Origin of the sequence: Arthrobacter sp. SAFR-044 (genome assembly GCF_051965175.1) — a bacterium.
Lineage (GTDB): Bacteria > Actinomycetota > Actinomycetes > Actinomycetales > Micrococcaceae > Arthrobacter.
In genome coordinates, this window is the sequence record NZ_JBQCMK010000017.1 from 15,765 (window position 1) to 35,193 (window position 19,429).

A 19,429-nucleotide genomic window follows, 5' to 3' on the forward strand; every position below is an offset into this window, starting at 1 on the left:
TATTCTGCTGGCGGCATGTCCCGGTCAGACATGGCTGTGGCTGTGGGCACCGGGTCCGGCAGCCACCAGCTCGTCCTCGGCGTCCAGGATCTGGACCGTGCCCTTGGTGCCGTCCACACGGAGCCGTTGGCCGGTCTTGATGGTGGTGGACCCGGAGCCCGTGCCGGTGACGGCCGGCAGGCCGTATTCGCGGCAGACGATAGCAGCGTGGCTCATCATGCCGCCGATGTCAGTGACCGTGGCGCTGATCTTGCCGAAGATGGGACCCCAGGACGGCGCCGTCACCGTGGCCACCAGGATCTCGCCCTGCTGCACCTCTGAGAGCTGGTCGGCGTCGGTGACCACGCGGGCCAGGCCTTCCACCACGCCGGGCGAGGCAGCCATGCCGCGCAGTCCGCCGCCTTCCACTTCTTCACCGGCTCCCAGCCACTGCTGGACCTGTTCAGTGGTGATGCCCCACAGCATCCGGGTGAAGGGTTCGGTGATGGACGCCGGCGGGGTGTTCAGGGCCGGCGCGGGGCGGGCGGTCTTGAGGGCGTCCACGATGCCGCGGCGGCGTTCGATCTCCTCGGGCCAGTAGTCGGGGCCGATGGGCTTGGCGCCCACGCCCCAGCCGGTGACCAGGTCGAAGAGGGCGTCGCGGACCTCGTTGCGGCCCAGGTAGAGCAGGTCGTCCGGCTGGGTCCAGAAGCCCTCGGCATGCATCATGCGGGAGAGTTCGCGGATCTTGCGCCAGAAGACGCCCATTGTCCAGTGCTCGATGTAGAAGTTGTGGTTCTCCACGTAGGGGTAGGCGGTGGCGGCGAGCCCGCGCTTGGCGTCGAAGACTGCCTGGTTGTCGCCTTCGAGGAGGTCCCGGTATTCCTCGATGATGCGGTCGCGTTCGGCGATGAGGGCCTCGACGGGGCGCATGATCTCCTGGCCTTCGTCCACGCGGCGGATGTAGTCGGCGATGTAGCCCAGCGGGATTTCCTGGTTCACGTTCCAGTACTTGTCGTGGCCGTAGAAGCCGTTGCCCACGGTGAAGTTGAACCAGGGGTCCTTGGCACCTTCGTACTGGGCCAACCAGCGGTCCCCGCCCGGAGCGGCGGCGATGGCACCCAAAGTAGCCTCGACGTCGTCCGTGTTTCCAAAGTGGGGCTGGAGGCCCAGTTCGACGGCGAGCTTGGCGAGGTGCTTGAGCTCGTCATCCGGGCGGAACAGTTCCATGTCCACGCCCTGGACCATGCTGGCGATCGACTGGTCGGGGATATTCGGGAAGACCTGTTTGCAGAAGTTGAAGAAGTCCAGGTAGGCGATGTAGCCCAGGTTGAGGAACTCGAAGTGGTACTGCCAGTTCTGGTAGGCCAGCTGGATGAGCCGGTCGTAGCTTTCCAGGAGCTTCTCGGAGCCGTCCTTGCCCTTGCCGGAGGTGATGTCCTCGAGCGGGACCATGTCCGGCAGCCTGGGGAAGGAGATGGTTTCCATCTCGGCGATGGTGCCCTTGACCTTGACGTGCCAGTCCTTGAGTAGCTGCTCCCAGTTCTGGAAGTAGTGGCCGACGCGCTGCTCGAACAGCGGCACGCGGGCGGCGATCTGGTCCTCCGGGACGGGAATGGGGGACATGTAGAGGTAGCCCAGGTGGATGCGGAACTCGATGCCGTTGGCGTTGGGGATCATGAGGTGCCGGGCGTTGTACTGGCCCAGGCACTTGACCGCGAATTCGCCGCCGATGGTCTCGAAGGGCTTGAACACGGTGGGCCAGTGCTGGCTGTCGCAGAACCAGAACTTGGCGTCCTCCTGCTCCTTGAGCTTGTCCTGGAACACCAGGTAGTAGGGGTAGATCTTTTCCCAGCCTTCGGCCCCGGCGGGAACCGGCAGTTCGGAGGGCTTGGGGAACGACTTCATGGACATGGCGGTCCTTTCAGGAGGGCTCGGCGGTGAGCCTTGGTGGGGATGAAGCCTCGGATGGGGGTCAGGCAGTCGGTTTGAGCGCGGGGGTGCTCAGTCCGGAGAAGTAGCCGCCCGTGATGACGGGCTGGGGCGCGGTCACCGGTGCGGGCTTGGAGGAGTGGACCGTCTCCGGCCGGGACTGCAGGAGGAGCAGGTTTTCGCCGTCGGGGAGGTCCGCGTCGAGGGCCCACTCAATGTCCTGCGGGCACTTGTAGTGTTTCTCGGCCCGCTTGGCCATCTGGGCGACGGCGGTGAGCTCTGCGTCGGTGAGGCTGCGGCGGGCACGGCGTTCGTCGTCGACCTCGCGTTCCACCAGGCCCTTGGCGCCGGCGTCCGGGACCAGCTCGGCGTGCTTGTCGCCCAGGTGTTCGCTGACGACGGCGAGGGTCACCTTGTCCAGCACGATGTTGTCCGGAGTGACCTGGCCGGAGACCACCATCTCGCCCACGCCGTAGGAGGAATCGATGGTGATCTTGGACCGGTCGCCGTTGGTGGGATCCATGGTGATGGCCACCCCCGAAACCTTGGAGTTGACCATCTTCTGCACCACCACGGCCATGGACAGTCCCTCGTTGGGGATGCTGTTCTTGAGCCGGTAGATGATGGCGCGGGACGTGTAGAGCGAAGCCCAGCACTGGCGGATGTGGTCGGTGACCGCTTTGACGCCGTCCAGCCAGAGGTAGGTGTCCTGCTGGCCGGCGAAGGACGCGTCCGGCAGGTCCTCGGCGGTGGCGCTGGAGCGCACTGCCACGGGGACGGGGGCGTCGAAGCGTCCCATCAGGGATTCGTAGGCGGCGATGGTCATGCTGCGCAGTTCTTCAGGCACGGGGCGGGAGCAGATGTCCTCGCGGATGGCGGCGGACACCTGGTCCACCTGCCGGGTGTCCTCCGGGTCCAGGCCGGCCAGCAGTTCGTGGATCTTCGCGGTGATGCCGGCTTCGCCCATGAAGGCATCGAACTGCGCGGTGGTTACGACGAAGCCGGGCGGAACGGGCATGCCGGCGGAGGTCATGGTGACCAGGGACGCGCCCTTGCCACCGAGGTTTTCAAGCTTCGGCTCGATGCCGCCGTCGAAGAACTGGACATGATCGTTGCTTTGCATGGTGCTTAGGCCTTCCAGGTGACAGGAACGGTCTCGGGAACACGGAAGGACAGGTTTTCGCGGAAGGCGATGTCCTCCGGGGCGTCGAGCTTTAGCCGGGGAGCGAGCCGGGCCACTTCCTCGAGCGCGATTTTTGCCTGCAGCTTGGCGAGCATGTTGCCCAGGCAGTAGTGGATGCCGAACCCGAAAGAGAGGTGCTCGCGGGCGTTAGGCCGGGTGATGTCGAAGTCCTCGCCGTCGGTGAACTTGGTTTCGTCGCGGTTGGCCGAGCCCATCAGGAGCAGCAGCTGCGAGCCCTTTTCGATGGGCACTCCGCCCACCTCGGTGTCCTTAAGGGCTTTCCGGCGCCATCCGACAATGGAGCCGGCGTACCGGAGGACCTCGTCGATGGCCGCGGGGATCTTCTTGGGATCCGCCACCAGCTGCTGCCACTGCTCAGGACGGGCCAGGAGCTCGCGCAGGGCGTTGGAGATGAGGGTGGTGGTGGTCTCGTGGCCGGCGAAGAGCAGGCTGTAGAGGACCGAGGCGATCTCGTGGTCCGAGATCTCGGCACCGTCCTGCTGGGCCTTGACCAGGTCCGCGGTGAGGTTGTCGCCGCCCTGTTCGTGGGCCACCCGGACCAGGCGCAGGCATTCCTGCCAGTACTCCACCAGGTTGTGGGCGTGCGGGATCTGCTCCTCATCGGTCAGGTCGCCCCAGGTCATGGCGGCGCGGGAGTCGGACCAGCGCTTGAACGTGTCCACCTGGGAAACGTCCGCCCCGATCAGGGTGAGGATGGTGATGGTGGGAACGTCGTAGGCCAGGTCCTTGACCAGGTCCCCGCGGCGCTCTTCGCGGGAGAGCATCTTTTCGAGCAGGTCCACCACATTCTGCCGGATGAACGGTTCCAGCGCCTTGTAGCGGCGGGGCGTGAAGGCCTTCTGCACCACGGCGCGGATGCGGGTGTGCTCCGGCGGGCGGCGGGCGGACAGGCCGGAGTATGCGGTGAAGCCGCCGTCCTCCATGATCTTTTTCGCGGCGGCTCCCCGCTCCCGGACCGGGGCCTGGGCGTTTTCGCTGGAGAACGTTTCCCAGTCCTCGAAGACGGCTTTGATGTCGTCGTAGCGGGAGACGACGTACAGGCCGGTACGCTCATCGAACATCACGGGCTGCTCGGCCCGGAGCTCTGCGTAGGCGGTGAAGGGATCCTTCATCTGGAAGGGTTCGTAGCCGTGGTGCCCGGCGGGGGCTTCGGCGCCGTACCCGAAAGGACAGCGGCCAGCCGTTTCTGTCGACGATGACATGTTGACTCCTGGTGACTTGACTCCGCCCGGCGCCTCAGGGCGGCGGGGGTTTCTTAGTCACCAGTGTGGTCCACATCACCGGGCCGGGACAGCGCCGGCTTCCACTGGACGGAATCGAAAGTCAGAAGCGCGGTCCTTTGTGCACGCCAATCAGGGTCTCCAGGGGGATCCGCGCGGTGGCCTTTTCGATTTGGGCTGAGATGCCCTTGAGGACGGGAAGATACCTGGTCATGGTGGACGCCTGGGCCGTGGGCAGCACCAGGCCGATGGCGGCGCCGATCCGGCCGGTGTGGAACACCGGGACCGCAATGGAGCACGAGCCCAGCCGCACTTCCTCGAGGGTGGTGGCATAGCCCTGCGCGTGGATGGCAGCCAACTCGGCGGTGAACTTTTGCGGGTCGATGTGGGTGTGGGCGGTGGCGCGTTCCAGGTCCCGGTGGAGGTAGGCGTCGCGCACCCAGTCTTCCTCGAACGCCAGGATGACCTTCCCGACGGCGGTGGCGTGCATGGGCAGGCGGCCGCCCACCCGGGACGCGCGGGGCACGCGCTTGGATCCGTAGACCCTGTCGATGTACAGGACTTCATTGCCGGCCCGGATGGCCAGGTGTGCCGTCTCGCCGGTCAGCGAGAACAAGTCCTGGATGTAGGGGTGGGCGGCATCGCGCAGCTGGCGGCCGGTGTTCTGCGCCAGCTCCCACAGCCGGATGCCCAGCTGGTAGCGGCCGTTGGGTTCCCGGGACAGGAATCCCCAGTCGGTCAGTTCGTTCACCAGGCGGTGGGCAGTGCTGAGGGGGAGCCCGGACTTGTCCGCGATATCGGTCAGGCTCAGGGCGCCGCGGGAGGTCTCGAAGGCTTCAAGGATGGACAGCACTTTGGAGGTCACGGTGCGTCCGGGGTCGCGGCTGCCGCCGGCCATTGGGGGCCTCCTCGCTCCTGGCGCTGGGCCAAGGTGCCGGCAGCGTCCGGAAAGAGTCTAAGCGTGGGAACGGCTCCGGGCGGCGCCGATTTTCAGGTCAGGCAAGCAGGCGTTGCCGCTGCGGCCAGAGGGTGACCGATTCCAGTGCCGACAATGCCCGGGCCATGGCCTGCGCCTCCGCGGTGAACAGGTGGCCGTGCACGCGCTGGGAGCAGAGCCGCAGGGCCTGTCCGCGGTCCAGGCCGAACCAGTCCATGACTGTGTCGATGCCGTGGGGGCTGAGGCGCCACGTCTTATCCGCGTCCTTGACGATGGCGTCCTCGATGGTGACGGCCTCCCGCCGGGAATCGTGGCCATCGATGATGTCAAGGATGGCGGGGATGCTGCCGCGGTCGTAACGGCACTCCGCGAGGATGTCCGCGGCCAGGCGCGCCCCCTCCTTTTCGTGCAGCAGCACGAGGTCCGGCCTGCCGCCGCCCGGCGCAATGGCGGCCAGGACGTCGCCGGGCGGGACCCGTGACCAGCCGATGTCGTGCAGCAGGATGGCGGGAAGCACCACGGCTGCATCCGCTTCCGGGTGGGCGTCCAGCAGTGCGCGGGCCAGGCCGAAGGCGTACAGCGTGTGGGCGTCGTTGTCCCGGACCTTCAGGTATGGCGCGGCGAGTTCCCAGATCCCTGCGAGCACCGGGTCCAGCGCAATGACCCCTGCCGGGTCCGGTTCGATTCCGGAGGCAACAGCGGCGGCGTCGAGGCCTGAGTGGTTTGCGGCGGGCTGCAGCTTCGTCATCCACACAGCCTGCCCGGCAACCGGCCCGCGGGCAACGGGCGGCTTCTGCCCAGTGGAACCGGGTGGTGGGGCGGGCGACGGCGTCACGCACGGCACGCTTTCGGCCCGCGTTGGGCGGGGAAGCCCCGGAAACCCGGGCTGCCGCCGTCGTGCGCTGCCTGAAAAGGTGCCCTGCGTGACGCGGGAACGCGCTAGTCCAGCTGCACCCCGCGGAGCAGCAGGAGCGTCCCGCCCACCACGACGGCTGACGCGAGGAATACGCCACCCGCGCCCAGTCCGGCGGCAACAACGCCGATGGCGCTGGGCAGGACCACCTGTCCCACCCGGTTGCCGGCGAGCCGCAGGGCCAGTGCCCGCCCGCGCTGCCCGGCCGGCGCCTGCGCCGAAAGCCAGGACATGGTCAGCGGCTGGCCGATGCCCAGGCCCAGCCCCAGCACGGCCATCACCACAAAGAGCAGCCACGCCGGCATGGGAATGGCTGCGGCTGCCAGCGCCGCGGTGGATAAGGCCAGGCTCACCACCAACAGCCGCATCCGGCCAATCCTCCGGGACACCCGGCCCAGCAGGAGCCGCGACACCATGGAGAAGACGGCGCGGACGGTCAGCATGGCGCCCACGGTTGCCGCGGTAAGTCCACGGTCGGCGCCGAGGGCTGGCAGGTAGACCATGGTCAGGTCCACCACGGCCAGGACGGTGGCGCTGGTGGCGAGGGCCCGGGCCACGCCGGGTGACTTCAGCAGCGATACCGCACTGCCCGTACCAGCGGAACCGGCCTTCCGTTTCCCGGCGCTGACATGGGCCGGGACAACGAAGGTGGTGGCGAACAGCACCACGCCCATGATGACCGCCAGCATGAAGATGGCCTGTGTGTCGGGCCGGATGGAGGCGCCGCCCACCAAGGCAATCGCCAACGGCCCCAGGGCCTGCCCCAGGGATGCCGCGAACGTCAGGTATCCGAACGCGGAGTCCATGCGGGACGAGGCGGCGTTGTTGGCTACCACCGCCTGCTGCCCCACAACGCACGCCATCTGCCCGGCGCCCAGCAGTGCGGTTCCGATGACCAGGGCCACGATCGATGAGCCCCACAGCAGCAGGAAGACGGAGCAGGAAAGGACGACGGCGGACCCGATCGCCATGAGCCGGCGCTCACCCAGGCGGTCCACCAGGCCGCCCGTAGGCACGGCGAGCAGCAGCGGAAAGACGGCGTAGCTGGCGGCCAGCAGGCCCAGGGCGAAGCCGGGAACGTCCAGTTCCAGGGCACGGTACGTGGCTGCCGGGCGGACCAGGAACGTGACGGCCTGGATCAGCGCGGAATGGACCAGCAGGGCCGTGGACGTGCGCCGCCCGAGTTCGCCGATCATGCGCCTGCGGTGGTGGCGCCGGAGATGGCCCGCACCGCGGCGTCCCGGGCGCCCATCACGTGCTCGAACGCGATGTGGGCGGCCTTTTCCGGATCGCCGCCGGACACTGCATCCACCAGGGTCCGGTGCTGGGCCAGGGCCTGGTCCCGGCGCTCCTGCGTGCTGTTGGTGAAATGCCGGTACCGCTCCATGTGGCTGGAGATCTGGCCGTGGAAGCGGCGGGCCCAGGAGTTTCCGGCGATCGCGGCAATCTTGGCGTGCAGTGCCATGCCCTGCTGCATGGCGTCGTCAGCGAACGTCACCATGGCGGCGTTGCGTTCAAGGATTCCGTGCAGGGCTTCGATGTCAGCGGGCGTCGCTTTCAGGCAGGCGTTGCGGGCCATCAGGGATTCCATGGCCGCGCGGACCTCATAGAGTTCCGAAATTGCGGCTTCGTCCAGGGCCGGCACCAGCACCCCGCCGGTGGGCTGCTGCTCCAGCAGGTCCTCGCTGATGAGGCGCCGGATGGCCTCGCGCAGCGGCGTGCGGCTCACCTGCAGCGCGGACGCCATCGCCGGTTCGTAGATCCGCTCCCCCGGCTTCAGCTCAAGGCTCAGGATGCGGCGTTTCAGCTCGCCGTAGACAAAATGGGCCCCGGTGTTCCGGGCGGGTGAATCTGGCATCGTTTGTACCTCCGTCCCACATCATACTTGTATACATCTATACAGGGTGGGCCTCGGGTGGATCCCGCCCAGCCCGGGGACCACACTCGGGGCACACGAAGAAGGGGCAGCAGCTGCTGCCCCTTCTTCGGTTGTCTTACCTGCGGAACTAAGCGCGGCCTGCGGCTCGCCCGGCCTTTTGCGTCTCGAGGTCCTCGAGCGACGTGCCCTTCGTATCGGAGGACATCAGCGTGGCCACGGCGGAGACCAGGCAGATGCCGAGCGTGGTCAGCCCGATGGTCAGCGGGATATTCGCCGAGCCAGGAGGCGCGATCGCGGTGAAGATGCTCGGGAAGAACGAAGCAATCATGAGTCCGATGTTCTGCGAGACGGCGAAGCCGGTCACGCGGATCCGCATGGGGAACTGCTCCTGGAAGAAGGTGGCGAAGGTGGCGTTCCACATCTGGAAGAAGATGCCCTGGACGATGACCACACAGACGAAGACCAGCGGCAGGCTCCCCTGCTCGATCGCCCACAGGTATCCGGTCACCAGAAGGCCGCCAACCACGCCGCCGGCCGCCATGAGCATCCGCCGCCCGATCCTGTCCGACAGCGCACCGAACAGCGGGATGGTGGCCACGGCCGCGATGTTGGCCACCAGGGTCACCCACAGGAACTCGCTGCTGGAGAAGCCGTTGCCGTAGCCCTTCTGCGTGGCGAAGGAGACGCCGAAAATCAGGGTGGCCATGCCGATGACGTTGGTGAAGGTCATGAGGATGCAGCGGACGAGTGCCCCCGGGCGGGTACGCAGGAGCTCGGCGAGCGGAAAGCGGCGCTTGGTCCCTGCGGTATCCGGCTGGGCGGCGTAGGCGGGGGGCTCGGTAACCCGGCGGCGGATGAGGTATCCGGCAAAAATGACGACGGCGCTGAGCAGGAACGGGATGCGCCATCCCCAGGCGCCGAACTGGTCAGCCGGGAGGAGGGCGGCGAGCGGCAGCAGGACCCCGGTGGCCAGGATTGACCCCACCTGCGTGCCCTGGAGGCTGAAGCTGGCAAAGAAGCCGCGCCGGGCATCGGGAGAGTGTTCGACGATCATCGCACTGGCGCCGCCGAGTTCGCCTGCGACCGCGAAGCCCTGGATGAGGCGGAGGATCACCAGCAGGGCGGGGGCAAGGAGGCCCACCTGCCCGTAGGTTGGCAGGAGCCCGACGGCGAAGGTCGCGAAACCCATGAGCAGCATGGCGAAGACGAGCACCTTCTTGCGTCCGTGCCGGTCACCGTACGCCCCAAGGACGACGGCGCCTACCGGGCGGGAGACATAGCCCACCGCGTAGGTTGCCAGGGAGGCGATGATCCCTACGGTGGGGTTCTCGGCGGGAAAGAAGATGGTGGGGAAGATCAGCGTGGCAGCCAGCGAGTACAGCGCGAAGTCGTAGTACTCGAGGGCACTTCCGATCCAGCCGCTCATGGCCGCCTTCCGCGGATCACGGGAACTGGTTCCGAGTTGCTGGTTCGCCTGGACGACGCGGGTTGGGGTGGTGCTCATGTGCTTGTCCTTCGTCTTCATTGGCAAGGAACCGGATCCGCTGGATTCCGTAGATGTTCAGGAGTGTGCCTGCGCCGAAAATGGTCTTACCTGGCCAGCGGCTGTAGCTCTTGAATCGATTCATCCAATATAGAAGGTGACGTTTGTTACGTCAATGGGCAAGCGCTATCCGGCGCAGGACAGCAGCGTCTGGGCGGTGCCTGCTACCGGCTCGCGAAGTACGCCGCAGCCATGTCCTGCTTGGCGCGGCCCTGTTCTGCCACCCGGTCCAGCCTGGCGGCGAACGCTTCGGCGCCGTCGAGCTTCACGCCCTGCTCAGCGGCGGCATCGACGATCAGGTGTGCGTCCTTGCAGGCGGTGTCCACGGCGAAGGAAGCCGGTTCAAGGCCGCCGTCCATGATGAGGCCCATCTTGGTCCGCAGGTAGGGAAGGTCCAGGCCGCCGCCGTCGATCACGCTGAGGAACTGCTGCGGATCGACGCCGAGCGCCTCAGCCAGGGCAACCACCTCGCCGGCGGCGTTGGAGGCGGCAATGACCCAGCTGTTCACCACGAGTTTCAGCCGGGTGGCGGACCCTTGGGCGGGGTCCTGCCCCGTCCAGATGGTTCGGGCGCCGATGGCATCCAGGACCGGCGCCACCCGCCGGCGCACAGGCTCAGGCCCGGCGGCCAGCACCAGGAGCTGGCCGGCTTCAGCGGGGGCGCGGGTGCCGGACACGGGCGCCTCCACCAGGTCCAGGCCGAGTTCCGCGGCCAGTTTGGCCAAAGATGGCGCGTCCTGCACACCCACGGTGGTGGACTGGACCCAGGCCGTGCCGGGCCGGAAGCCAGGGGTGGCGGCCCGGACGACGTCTTCCACCGCGGCCGCGTCGTAGAGCATGGTCAGGACCACGTCGGCCGCCTCAACTGCCTCGGCCGGATTGGCGGCGCGCCTGGCGCCTTCAGCGCCCAGGGGTTCGGTTTTGGCCGCATCCCGGTTCCACACCGAGACGTCATGGCCGGCCCGCAGGAGGTTCCGGGCCATGGCCGCTCCCATGGTTCCCGTTCCGAGCACTGCGACTTTGAGCTTGGTATCCATTGAGTCATTCTCCCGGCTGCGTTGAGGTCTGGCGTCTACCTACTCAACGTCTCCAGGATTCCCCGATTTATTCAAGCCATGGCATCCCGGCACGCACGCTCCACCGGAATGTCGGCGCCCCGACCTAGACTCGTACCCATGAGCGACAGCAACCAGGAAACCATCGGCAGCCCGGAACCGGAACCGAACGCAGGCCTCAACAGGGACCCGGAAGACTGGGTGACCGGCGATGAACCCATGACGGCGGCCCAGCGCAGCTACCTCGATACCCTCGCACGCGAGGCGGGCGAGGAGCTTCCCGCAGACCTGAGCAAGGCGGAGGCGTCCAAGCACATCGACCGGCTGCAGCAGCGCAGCAACCGCGTGGGCGGCGACGGGGACAGCAGCGCCGGCAGTTAGGCGGTAAAGGGGCGACGCCGGCGGTGACGGCGGCGCCAAAGGCACCGCCGTCAGGGGCACGCTACGTTCGGGGGGCCCGGCCAGGCCAGGCGCGTGCTAAAGGGCCCTACCAGGCCTGGTGTTCGCGGGTAAGGCCGAAGGGGACGGTGTCGCTGAGGTCCACCGTGAACTTGTCGGCGCCATGCCGGGTCACCAGGATGCCGTGGCGGCGGCCCATGAGTGCGTGGGCCTTGGCCGCTGCGACGGCGGCGTCGAGCTCGGTGTCCATGCTGTGGCGGTCGGAGACGGTGAGGGTCAGGGGGAAGTTCATGGATATTGCCTGTGTCTTTCAGGGGGCGGGTGGGCATGCGCCGCCCAGCGCTCCCCCTGGCTGCTTAGGCGGTTGGCACTTTCGTACCTCGACCCATGGTGCCCGAGCAAAAATGTGCCAGCAACTTTAGATAAATGACGCAGGTCAGCGCCTTGGACACCACCATTTGTCCTGACAATTACTGGCCGCAGGGCGCCGTCAATTAGAGTTGAAAGGGAGTGGGAGCCGGTTTTCGGGGCTTCCATCTGCCTGTTAAACCCGCCCCGCGGCCCACCCGAGCCATTATTGCGCCACCGCCGGCTGTGCAACGACCTGACAAGGATTCCGCCATTTCCACCGACGCTCTCTTCGGCAATCTGACCAGGATCCGCAACGTCATCCTCCCCGCCCCCGTAAGGAGCGGACTAAACTCCGGGCGCGGGCTGCTGGGCGGATTCATTGTGGTCCACTTGGTCTTCCTGGTCTTCGCGGCTTCGCTCTCCCTGCGCGGCGAGGCGTTCAGCGACACCTTCATCTACCGCGACTGGGCCATGGCAGGCTTCAACGACGCGAACCTCCGGGGCGGCCCCAGCCCTTGGGTCTACCCCATCCTGGCGTTGATCCCCATGGCCATTGCGGGGCTCGCAGGCCCGGGTCCGTTCTTCTTCCTCTGGGTCCTCATGACAACGCTCCTCAACGGCTGGGCGCTGCTGAAACTCACCGGACGCGGCCGCATCGCGGACGCCATCCCTGCCGGCTGGTGGTGGCTCGCCTTTACCTTCCTCATGGGCTGGCTGGGATTCGCCCGCGTTGACGGCCTCACCGCCCCGCTGGTCCTCGTGGCCCTGGCGTACGGCGTCCAGCGTCCGTTTATCGCCTCGGTCCTGCTGGCCATCGGCACCTGGGTGAAGGTCTGGCCGGCGGCCATCATGCTGGCCCTCTTCGCCGTCGTCAAGAACCGCCTGCTGGTGGTGCTTGCAGGAATCGCGACGACGGCGGGCGTCGTTGCGCTGGCGGCAGCCCTTGGCAGCGTCCCCAAGCTCCTGAACTTCCTCACCCAGCAGGGCGACCGCGGCATGCAGCTCGAGGCTACCTTCACCACACCGTGGCTCTGGCTTTCCGTCCTGAACGTGGGCGGCTCCCGCATGTACATGAACACGGACATCAACTCCATGCAGGTGGACGGCCCGGGCACCGCCACCATGTCCGTGCTGATGCAGCCGCTCCTGGTCCTGGCCGCCCTGCTGGTGGCTGGCCTGGCATTCTGGGCCCTGCACAACGGCAAGCAGCACAGGGTGGCCGGAGGCGTGGACCGGACCGAGCTGCTCCTGGCCGGCGCCCTCGCCCTGGCCGCCGCTTTCGTGGTGTTCAACAAGGTAGGGTCGCCCCAGTTCATGGTGTGGCTCGGACCGGCGGTTGCCGTCGGCCTGGCGCACAGCTGGCGCGAATGGCGCGTCCCGGCACTGATGCTGATCGCCATCGCCGTCGCCACCTACTTCATCTACCCCCTCTTCTACGACGCCCTCAGCCACAACAACCCGTGGATGGCGCTGGTGCTGACCATCCGCAACGTCCTGCTGGTGGTCCTGTTCCTGTGGAGCGTCCGGCGCCTGTACTCGCTGGGCAAGAAGACCGCCGCACCCGCCCCCGCGCTCAAGGAGACCTGAGATTTCCACGAGGTTCTTTGACCGTTTGGTGACGGTCCGCAGCAAAGTCCTGCCGGCCAAGGTGGTGGACTGGTTCGCCCGCCCGTCCAGCGTGTGGTGGGGCTTCGCCGTCGTCCATTTGTACTTCCTGGGCTGGATGGCGTCCTTCTTCCTGAACGGCGACACCTTCAGCGACACCGAGCAGTACCGGCAGTGGGCCACGGCCGGGTACAACCCGCAGGACCTGACCGGGAAGATCAGCCCGTGGGTCTACCCGGTGCTGGCGCAGATCCCCATCTTCCTCGCCAACATCGCGGGACCAAGCCTCTACCTGCTGGTCTGGTTCCTGATCATCACAGCGCTCAACACCGTCGGCCTGCTCTACCTGACCCGTGGTCCACGGAAGGTGACGGGCGTGGCCCCGGCCTGGTGGTGGCTGTTCTTCACCGTCTTCATGGGCTACCTGAGCTTCGCCAGGGTGGAAGGCATCACCGCCCCGATCGTGCTGATCGCGCTGCTCTACGCGGCGGAACGGCCGGTGGTGGCAGGCACCCTGCTCAGCATTGCCACCTGGATCAAGGTGTGGCCTGCAGCGGTACTGGTGCCCATTGTCATCGCCAGCCACAAACGCATCCCGGTGGTGCTCGCCGGCGCCACCGTGACCGCCGCCGTTGGCCTGGGGACCTGGCTGACCGGCGGCCTGCCGCACATCATGGACTTCCTGTTGAACCAGGGCGAGCGCGGCATGCAGCTCGAGGCCACGTTCTCCACGCCCTGGGTCTGGCTGAGCGTGTTCCACATCGCCGGGTCCAAGATGGCGGACAACACGGCCATCAACTCCACCGAGGTCTACGGCCCGGGCGCCAGTACCGCGGCGTTCCTGATGCAGCCGCTGCTGGTCCTCGCCGCCGTCACCGCGGCCATCCTCTTGGTGCGGGCCATGCGGCGCGGCGCCGAGCGGGAGGAACTGTTCCTCGAGGGCTCGCTCATGATGGTCACCGCGTTCATCGTCTTCAACAAGGTGGGTTCGCCGCAGTTCATCATCTGGCTGGCTCCGGTGATCATCGCCGGCCTGACGCACGACTGGGAGCGCTGGAAGGTCCCGGCGGCCCTGCTGATGGGCATCGCGATGACGACGTTCGTGATCTACCCGCTGTTCTACACGCCGCTGATCCACGCCCATCCGGTCATGGCGGCCATCCTCACCACCCGCAACCTGCTCCTGGTGGTTCTGCTGTGGTGGTCGGTGAAGCGCACGGCCGAGCTGGGCCGGAAGACGTCCACGCGGTTGACTGCGCAAGCCTAGCTGCTTGGGGCGCCGGCGCGTCCGGTTAGCGGCGTTCGGACCGGTCGACGGCGGCGGGCGCCTCGGGTGCCGCAGCGCGGCGTGCCGCCCGCCGTTCCACGGTCCACTGCCAGGCGCGGCGCGCCAGGTCCAGCGGCTTGCCCTCGATGAGGAGTTTCCGGGTGTGTACGTCCAGCACCAGCAGGTAGAACGTGAACGCGAGGGCGGTGAAAAAGGCCAGGGAGGACGCGTCGATGGGCAGTTCAACGAAGGACCAGACCGAGAGCTGGTCCTGGGCGCCAAACACCACGAAGAACGTCACGCCCACGTAGAGCGAGCGGATCTGCCAGTCGTCCCGGATGCCGGTGACCGCCAGGAAGGGCAGGAACCACAGGATGTACCAGGGCTGGATGATGGGTGAAAGCATCACGACGGCGGTGAACGCCAGGGCCATCCGGCGCACCGCACGGGAGTAGTCGCCGCGGAACATCAGCAGCAGGACCAAGGCGATGGCGCCCCACTTCATGGCCGTCCGCAGCCAGGTGGCCAGCGTTCCCCCGGGCAGGCCCAGGGCGTTGGCGAGCATCTCCACCTGCTGGCCCAGGAAGCCCGACGGCGAGTACCCCGTGTAGCCGGGGGTGGGGTCCATGATGGCCCAGGTCCAGCCGATGCCCAGGTTGTACGGGATGCCGCTGAGGGCCAGCACGCCAAAGCTGATGCCTGCCGTCGCTCCCCACATGAGGAACTTGCGCGGCCAGGAGGCCGAGGGGCCCGCCCACATGACGCCGATGAACGGCAGCAGCAGTACCGTGATGGGCTTGATGCCGATGGAGGCGGTGACCAGGAGGATGCCCAGCACGTAGCGGCGGGTGGCGGCCAGGTAGACACCGGCGACGGCGAGTCCCACCATGAGTGCGTCGTTGTGGGCGCTGGCGATAAAGCTGATGAGGAACAGCGGGTTGGCCACGGAGATCCACAGGGCCCTGGCCCCGTTGATGCCGTGCAGTTCGGCCAGTTTGGGCACGTAGATAACGCATAGCAGGACGCCGACGCCGGCCAGGAGCCTGAAGAGCAGGACTGACGCGTCCGGCTGGGCACCCGTCAGTCCCACCACGGCACGTGCCAGCCACAGGAAGTACGGTCCGTAGGGGGTCCTGTTCTCGGCCCAGGCGGGGTCGGCGCCCAGCGAAAACCAGTTGTTGAGCGTGGAAATGCCCACCTCATAGGGGTTCTGGCCCTCCTGCACCAGGCGGCCCTGGCCCGTGTATGCGTAGACGTCGCGGGAAAAGACCGGGACGCAAAACAGCAGCGGCAGGGACCAGGCGGAGACGGCCACCACCACGGACCGGAGCGAGGACTTGCCCCAGTCCCCCAGCCGCTGGCCCAGCCTCAGCCAGGAGCGCATCAGGAGCATGGCGCCCGCCGTCAGCAGCACCGTGGATACCGCCACACCCCAGCCTTCGGTGCGGAGCGCAATCACCACCGGCTGCCGGATCATGGGTGAGCCGTTGGCAATCCAGCCCGTGCCGATGGAGCCGACAAACATCATGAGGGCGCCGACGAAACCTTCGATAGTGGCGAGGTAGGCCCGGCCCCTGGCGGGCGCGGAGGCGTCGACCGGCTTGCCCGGCCGGCTTTCCGACGTCTCGAGGTGTGACCCGCCTGCCGTCATGATTGTGTGGTCCCCTACTTTGTTACGGCATTGGTTGCACCGGCCTATGGGCCACCCTGCAACCCGGTCATTTTATCAGCCGTGCTTACTGCCGCCCCTGGGCCATGTCCGGGCGGCAAGGCACAGTTTGGCAACGGCACCATGTTTCCCTACTGTGCGCGCAGCAGTGCCAGGAACTCGTCGGCCATTCCGAGTTGTTCCTCCAGCTTGGCACGGCGCTTCGCTGCCTCTTCAATGAAACCGTTCAACTCGGACCGGATGGCCGTAACATCCTGGCCGGGTCCAGCCGCCTCCAGTGCGTCGATAACCTTCAGGAGGCCGGACATGGCTTCGAGCGTGAACCCCAGCGGCTTCATCCTGCGGATCAGCAGCAGGCGCGTGAAGTCGCGTTCGGTGTAAAGGCGGAATCCCCCTTCGGTGCGGCCGGACGGCTTGAGCAGGCCCACCTCGTCGTAGTGGCGGATGGTCCGCAGCGACATCTGTGAACGGTCAGCGAGTTCGCCGATATGCATCGTCGCCACTACTTCTTCAGCGGTCATCTCTTTCACCATCACGTCACCAATCCGGCTCAACCCTCACGTTAGGGTAGTGTTGCATAGGCAGCCGGCAGTCCCCGGCGCCTTTCTCTCCACCCCAATTGTCTTCCATGACAGGGCTGGGCCCGCGCGCACTGTGGCGCGCAAAACGATTCCCACCCGCTCTTCCACGAGAGCCAAGTCCCAGGAGCCGCTCCTTGGCCGTCGCCGATAGCACCCGCCCCACCCGGCAACAGAACAATGTTATGGCCGCCCTGCGCTCTCCGCGGCAGCTGACCCGCGAAGTCCTCGCCGGCATGGTCACCACGCTCGCCCTGGTCCCGGAGGTCATTTCGTTCTCGATCGTGGCCGGGGTGGATCCGATGGTCAGCCTTGTCGCCTCCATCGTGCTTGCCCTGGCGATGTCCATCCTGGGCGGCCGCCCAGGCGTGGTCACTGCCGCCGCCGGCTCCGTGGCCCTGGTCATTGCCCCGCTGGTCCACGAGCACGGCGTCCAGTACGTCCTGCCCGCGGTGCTGCTTGCCGGCGTGATCCAGGTGGTCTTTGGCCTGGCCGGACTTGCACGCCTGATGCGGTTCATCCCGCGGTCGGTGATGATCGGGTTCGTCAACGCCCTCGGTGTGCTGATCTTCATGGCGCAGGTGCCCCATGTCCTCAATGTTCCCTGGCTCGCCTACGTCCTGTTCGCCGTGACGCTGGCCATCATCTTCATCCTTCCGCGCTTCACCAAGGTGGTCCCGTCGCCGCTGGTGGCCATCGTCGTCGTCACGGCGATCGCCATCATTGCGGGCCTCGCTGTTCCGAACGTCGCCGACGAGGGTCCCCTCACGGGCCAGATGCCCGGGTTCACCCCCTTCCAGGTGCCCCTTGACGTCGAGACCTTCAAACTGGTCCTGCCCACGGCGCTGAGCGTGGCGTTCGTCGGCCTCATGGAAACCCTCCTCACGGCGAAACTGGTCGATGACATCACCGAGACCCCCTCGCACAAAGGCCGCGAGTCCTGGGGCCTGGGCGTCTCGAACATCCTCGCCGGGTTCTACGGGGGCATCGCGGGCTGCGCCATGATCGGCCAGACCGTCCTCAACGTGAAGACGGGCCAGGCGCGCACCCGCATCTCGACAGTCGTTGCCGGGGTGTTCCTGCTGGCCCTGGTGACCGGGCTCAGCCCAATCATGGGACAGATCCCCATGGTGGCTCTTGCCGCGGTGATGATGGTCGTGGCCGTCACCACGGTGGACTGGCACAGCGTCAGGCCGTCCACCCTGAAAAGGATGCCCCTGCCGGAGACGATCGTCATGGGCGTCACGGTCGCCGTCGTGGTCTTCACCGGCAACCTGGCCTACGGCGTCCTGGTGGGCGTCATCCTTGCGATGGTGCTGTTCGCCCGCCGGGTGGCGCACGTCATCACCGTCGAGCGGACCCTGGCGGACGACGGCGGGAGCGTGCGTTACGAGGTGGTGGGGCCGCTGTTCTTCGGCAGCAGCAACGACCTGGTGGAGCATTTCGCGTACGCCGACGACCCCGCCTCGGTGACCATCGACCTCAGCCGGGCCCAAATCTGGGACGCGTCGACGGTGGCCGCCCTGGACTCAATCGAGACCAAGTACGGGCACCACGGCGCCACGGTGGCCATTGAAGGCCTCGATGAGCGCAGCACCGGCTTCCACCGCCGCCTTACCGGGCATCTGGGCGCCTGAGCGGCGCCCTTCGCAATGAGGCGGGGCCGCAACACGGCCCCGCCTCATGGCATAAGTACTCTCTGCTTAAGAACTAGGAGAAGCGCCCCGGCCGGAACGTTGCCAGCATGGGGTGCTTCCGGCCGGTCAGGATTTCGCCGGCAAGAAGTTCACCGGCGATGAGGCCCAGGGTGGCACCGGAGTGCGTGAAGGCAACGAAGCAGCCTGGCACCTGGCCCAGTTCACCCAGGACGGGTTCGCCGTCGCCGGGGATCGGCTTGTAGCCGATCTTCCAGGAGGCCGGCTTGAGTTCCGGGTTGCCGGCAACCAGCCTGGACGCTTCATCAGCCAGTTCCTGCACCACTTCTTCCGGAATGGTGAAGGAGCCGTCCGCGTGCTCGGTGATGTGTTCCTCGTACCAGTCGTGGTCCAGGGCGAAAGTGCCGCCGGGGTTGGGCCGGAGCGCGGCGCGGGGGGTGTTCATCACGGCGGTGACGTCGTGCGGAACCTGCTTGGTCACCACCAGCATGGACACGGGCGAACCGTTGGGGATGCGAATGCCCATGGGTTCGACGACGGCGGGTGTTGCTGCGCCGCAGGCCACCAGGACCGCGTCGGCCGGGTAGGTTCCGCCCGACGCCGTCTCCACGCCGGTGGTGCGGCCGCCCTCCAGCATGACGGAGGCCTTGCCGGCGTTGAGGACAAGTTCCCCGCCGCGGGAGTGGAACTCCTCCATCAGGAAGTCGATCAGGTCCGGCAGGCTCACCCATCCTTCGCCGGGGTTGAAGATGGCATTGTCGGGCACGGCGGCCGAGTCGATCCCGGGGGTGACGGAGGCGATTTCCTCCGGGGCGACGAGCTTGGAGTCGTAGCCGATGGACTTCTCGTAGGCGTGCCGGGCCTCTGTAGCCTCACTCTGTCCCGCGGCGTTCCACATGAGGCCGCCGCCGAACTGGAGCCACTCACGGCTGGGGTCGGAAGCGAAGAGGGTGCGGTAGCGGTCAACGCCTGCGACCCGGAGCTGGTGGTACGGAGTGGACCGTTCACCGGCGGAGTTCAGCCAGGACAGCGACCGGCCACTGGCTTCGCTGGCCAGGCCGCGCTCGGTCAGCAGAATCACCGAGGCGCCTTCGCGGAGCAGGTGCACGGCGGTGGAGACGCCCAGGATGCCGCCGCCGATGATGGCAACGCGCTTGGTGGCTGGAGCAGAGGACATTGGTGTCCCTTTCTGTGGAATTCGTGGTTGTGGCGGACGCTAACGGAGCGTCAAAGGAAAAGCGCC

General features: G+C 67.0%; 17 protein-coding genes. 4 read left to right on the forward strand and 13 right to left on the reverse strand.

Going from position 1 to position 19,429, the window contains the following annotated elements; genetic code table 11:
* Positions 1–24: 24 nt before the first annotated feature.
* From ACTHQS_RS19385 to ACTHQS_RS19425, 9 genes are all read right to left on the reverse strand, one after another.
* Positions 25–1,893 (reverse strand): PEP-utilizing enzyme, encoded by a 1,869-nt coding sequence (locus ACTHQS_RS19385; protein WP_440172117.1) that lies wholly within the window; start codon positions 1,891–1,893, stop codon positions 25–27.
* A gap of 61 nt (positions 1,894–1,954) precedes the next feature.
* Entirely contained in the window at positions 1,955–3,034 is a 1,080-nt protein-coding gene (locus ACTHQS_RS19390; RefSeq protein WP_440172119.1) for a PEP/pyruvate-binding domain-containing protein, read from the reverse strand.
* 5 nt (positions 3,035–3,039) lie between these two features.
* Positions 3,040–4,317, reverse strand: a complete 1,278-nt coding sequence (locus ACTHQS_RS19395) for a cytochrome P450 (protein WP_440172121.1) — start codon at positions 4,315–4,317, stop codon at positions 3,040–3,042.
* Positions 4,318–4,438: 121 nt separating this feature from the next.
* On the reverse strand, positions 4,439–5,233 hold the full coding sequence (locus tag ACTHQS_RS19400) for an IclR family transcriptional regulator (protein ID WP_440172123.1): 795 nt from the start codon (positions 5,231–5,233) through the stop codon (positions 4,439–4,441).
* A gap of 97 nt (positions 5,234–5,330) precedes the next feature.
* Complete coding sequence (locus ACTHQS_RS19405; protein WP_440172125.1) at positions 5,331–6,020, reverse strand: HD domain-containing protein; 690 nt, start codon at positions 6,018–6,020, stop codon at positions 5,331–5,333.
* A gap of 191 nt (positions 6,021–6,211) precedes the next feature.
* Positions 6,212–7,381, reverse strand: a complete 1,170-nt coding sequence (locus tag ACTHQS_RS19410; protein WP_440172127.1) for an MFS transporter — start codon at positions 7,379–7,381, stop codon at positions 6,212–6,214.
* The gene (locus ACTHQS_RS19415; protein ID WP_440172129.1) at positions 7,378–8,043 is read right to left on the reverse strand and encodes a GntR family transcriptional regulator; all 666 of its coding nucleotides are present in this window, start codon (positions 8,041–8,043) and stop codon (positions 7,378–7,380) included. The genes ACTHQS_RS19410 and ACTHQS_RS19415 overlap by 4 nt, the downstream gene beginning before the upstream one ends.
* Before the next feature lie 148 nt (positions 8,044–8,191).
* Entirely contained in the window at positions 8,192–9,568 is a 1,377-nt protein-coding gene (locus ACTHQS_RS19420; protein WP_440172131.1) for an MFS transporter, read from the reverse strand.
* Between the two features lie 203 nt (positions 9,569–9,771).
* Positions 9,772–10,644, reverse strand: a complete 873-nt coding sequence (locus ACTHQS_RS19425) for an NAD(P)-dependent oxidoreductase (RefSeq protein ID WP_440172134.1) — start codon at positions 10,642–10,644, stop codon at positions 9,772–9,774.
* Between the two features lie 138 nt (positions 10,645–10,782).
* On the opposite strand from ACTHQS_RS19425, the gene ACTHQS_RS19430 reads away from it, so the two are divergent.
* Positions 10,783–11,043 carry a DUF3072 domain-containing protein gene (locus ACTHQS_RS19430; protein WP_440172136.1) on the forward strand — a complete coding sequence of 87 codons (261 nt, stop codon included), beginning with the start codon at positions 10,783–10,785 and terminating at the stop codon, positions 11,041–11,043.
* A gap of 106 nt (positions 11,044–11,149) precedes the next feature.
* Here ACTHQS_RS19430 and ACTHQS_RS19435 read toward each other — a convergent pair whose 3' ends face one another.
* On the reverse strand, positions 11,150–11,353 hold the full coding sequence (locus tag ACTHQS_RS19435; RefSeq protein WP_440172138.1) for a hypothetical protein: 204 nt from the start codon (positions 11,351–11,353) through the stop codon (positions 11,150–11,152).
* Between the two features lie 356 nt (positions 11,354–11,709).
* Here ACTHQS_RS19435 and ACTHQS_RS19440 point away from each other — a divergent pair, with 356 nt between their 5' ends.
* The gene (locus ACTHQS_RS19440; protein ID WP_440172214.1) at positions 11,710–12,999 is read left to right on the forward strand and encodes a glycosyltransferase 87 family protein; all 1,290 of its coding nucleotides are present in this window, start codon (positions 11,710–11,712) and stop codon (positions 12,997–12,999) included.
* 28 nt (positions 13,000–13,027) lie between these two features.
* On the forward strand, positions 13,028–14,284 hold the full coding sequence (locus tag ACTHQS_RS19445; RefSeq protein ID WP_440172140.1) for a hypothetical protein: 1,257 nt from the start codon (positions 13,028–13,030) through the stop codon (positions 14,282–14,284).
* 25 nt (positions 14,285–14,309) lie between these two features.
* On the opposite strand, the gene mptB is transcribed toward ACTHQS_RS19445, so the two are convergent.
* Positions 14,310–15,935, reverse strand: a complete 1,626-nt coding sequence (gene mptB / locus ACTHQS_RS19450) for a polyprenol phosphomannose-dependent alpha 1,6 mannosyltransferase MptB (RefSeq protein WP_440172143.1) — start codon at positions 15,933–15,935, stop codon at positions 14,310–14,312.
* Positions 15,936–16,084: 149 nt separating this feature from the next.
* The gene (locus ACTHQS_RS19455; RefSeq protein ID WP_440172145.1) at positions 16,085–16,486 is read right to left on the reverse strand and encodes a helix-turn-helix domain-containing protein; all 402 of its coding nucleotides are present in this window, start codon (positions 16,484–16,486) and stop codon (positions 16,085–16,087) included.
* Positions 16,487–16,716: 230 nt separating this feature from the next.
* On the opposite strand from ACTHQS_RS19455, the gene ACTHQS_RS19460 reads away from it, so the two are divergent.
* On the forward strand, positions 16,717–18,168 hold the full coding sequence (locus ACTHQS_RS19460; protein ID WP_440172216.1) for a SulP family inorganic anion transporter: 1,452 nt from the start codon (positions 16,717–16,719) through the stop codon (positions 18,166–18,168).
* A gap of 73 nt (positions 18,169–18,241) precedes the next feature.
* Here ACTHQS_RS19460 and ACTHQS_RS19465 read toward each other — a convergent pair whose 3' ends face one another.
* Positions 18,242–19,363 (reverse strand): NAD(P)/FAD-dependent oxidoreductase, encoded by a 1,122-nt coding sequence (locus tag ACTHQS_RS19465; protein WP_440172147.1) that lies wholly within the window; start codon positions 19,361–19,363, stop codon positions 18,242–18,244.
* Positions 19,364–19,429: the final 66 nt, after the last annotated feature.

Coding starts and splice junctions, on each gene's coding strand:
- ACTHQS_RS19465 (WP_440172147.1), bottom strand. CDS start 19,363: ATGTCCTCTGCTCCAGCCACCAAGCGCGTTGCCATCATCGGCGGCGGC.
- ACTHQS_RS19395 (WP_440172121.1), bottom strand. CDS start 4,317: ATGTCATCGTCGACAGAAACGGCTGGCCGCTGTCCTTTCGGGTACGGC.
- ACTHQS_RS19425 (WP_440172134.1), bottom strand. CDS start 10,644: ATGGATACCAAGCTCAAAGTCGCAGTGCTCGGAACGGGAACCATGGGA.
- ACTHQS_RS19415 (WP_440172129.1), bottom strand. CDS start 8,043: ATGCCAGATTCACCCGCCCGGAACACCGGGGCCCATTTTGTCTACGGC.
- ACTHQS_RS19385 (WP_440172117.1), bottom strand. CDS start 1,893: ATGTCCATGAAGTCGTTCCCCAAGCCCTCCGAACTGCCGGTTCCCGCC.
- ACTHQS_RS19435 (WP_440172138.1), bottom strand. CDS start 11,353: ATGAACTTCCCCCTGACCCTCACCGTCTCCGACCGCCACAGCATGGAC.
- ACTHQS_RS19400 (WP_440172123.1), bottom strand. CDS start 5,233: ATGGCCGGCGGCAGCCGCGACCCCGGACGCACCGTGACCTCCAAAGTG.
- ACTHQS_RS19410 (WP_440172127.1), bottom strand. CDS start 7,381: ATGATCGGCGAACTCGGGCGGCGCACGTCCACGGCCCTGCTGGTCCAT.
- ACTHQS_RS19420 (WP_440172131.1), bottom strand. CDS start 9,568: ATGAGCACCACCCCAACCCGCGTCGTCCAGGCGAACCAGCAACTCGGA.
- mptB (WP_440172143.1), bottom strand. CDS start 15,935: ATGACGGCAGGCGGGTCACACCTCGAGACGTCGGAAAGCCGGCCGGGC.
- ACTHQS_RS19455 (WP_440172145.1), bottom strand. CDS start 16,486: ATGGTGAAAGAGATGACCGCTGAAGAAGTAGTGGCGACGATGCATATC.
- ACTHQS_RS19405 (WP_440172125.1), bottom strand. CDS start 6,020: ATGACGAAGCTGCAGCCCGCCGCAAACCACTCAGGCCTCGACGCCGCC.
- ACTHQS_RS19460 (WP_440172216.1), top strand. CDS start 16,717: ATGGCCGCCCTGCGCTCTCCGCGGCAGCTGACCCGCGAAGTCCTCGCC.
- ACTHQS_RS19390 (WP_440172119.1), bottom strand. CDS start 3,034: ATGCAAAGCAACGATCATGTCCAGTTCTTCGACGGCGGCATCGAGCCG.
- ACTHQS_RS19430 (WP_440172136.1), top strand. CDS start 10,783: ATGAGCGACAGCAACCAGGAAACCATCGGCAGCCCGGAACCGGAACCG.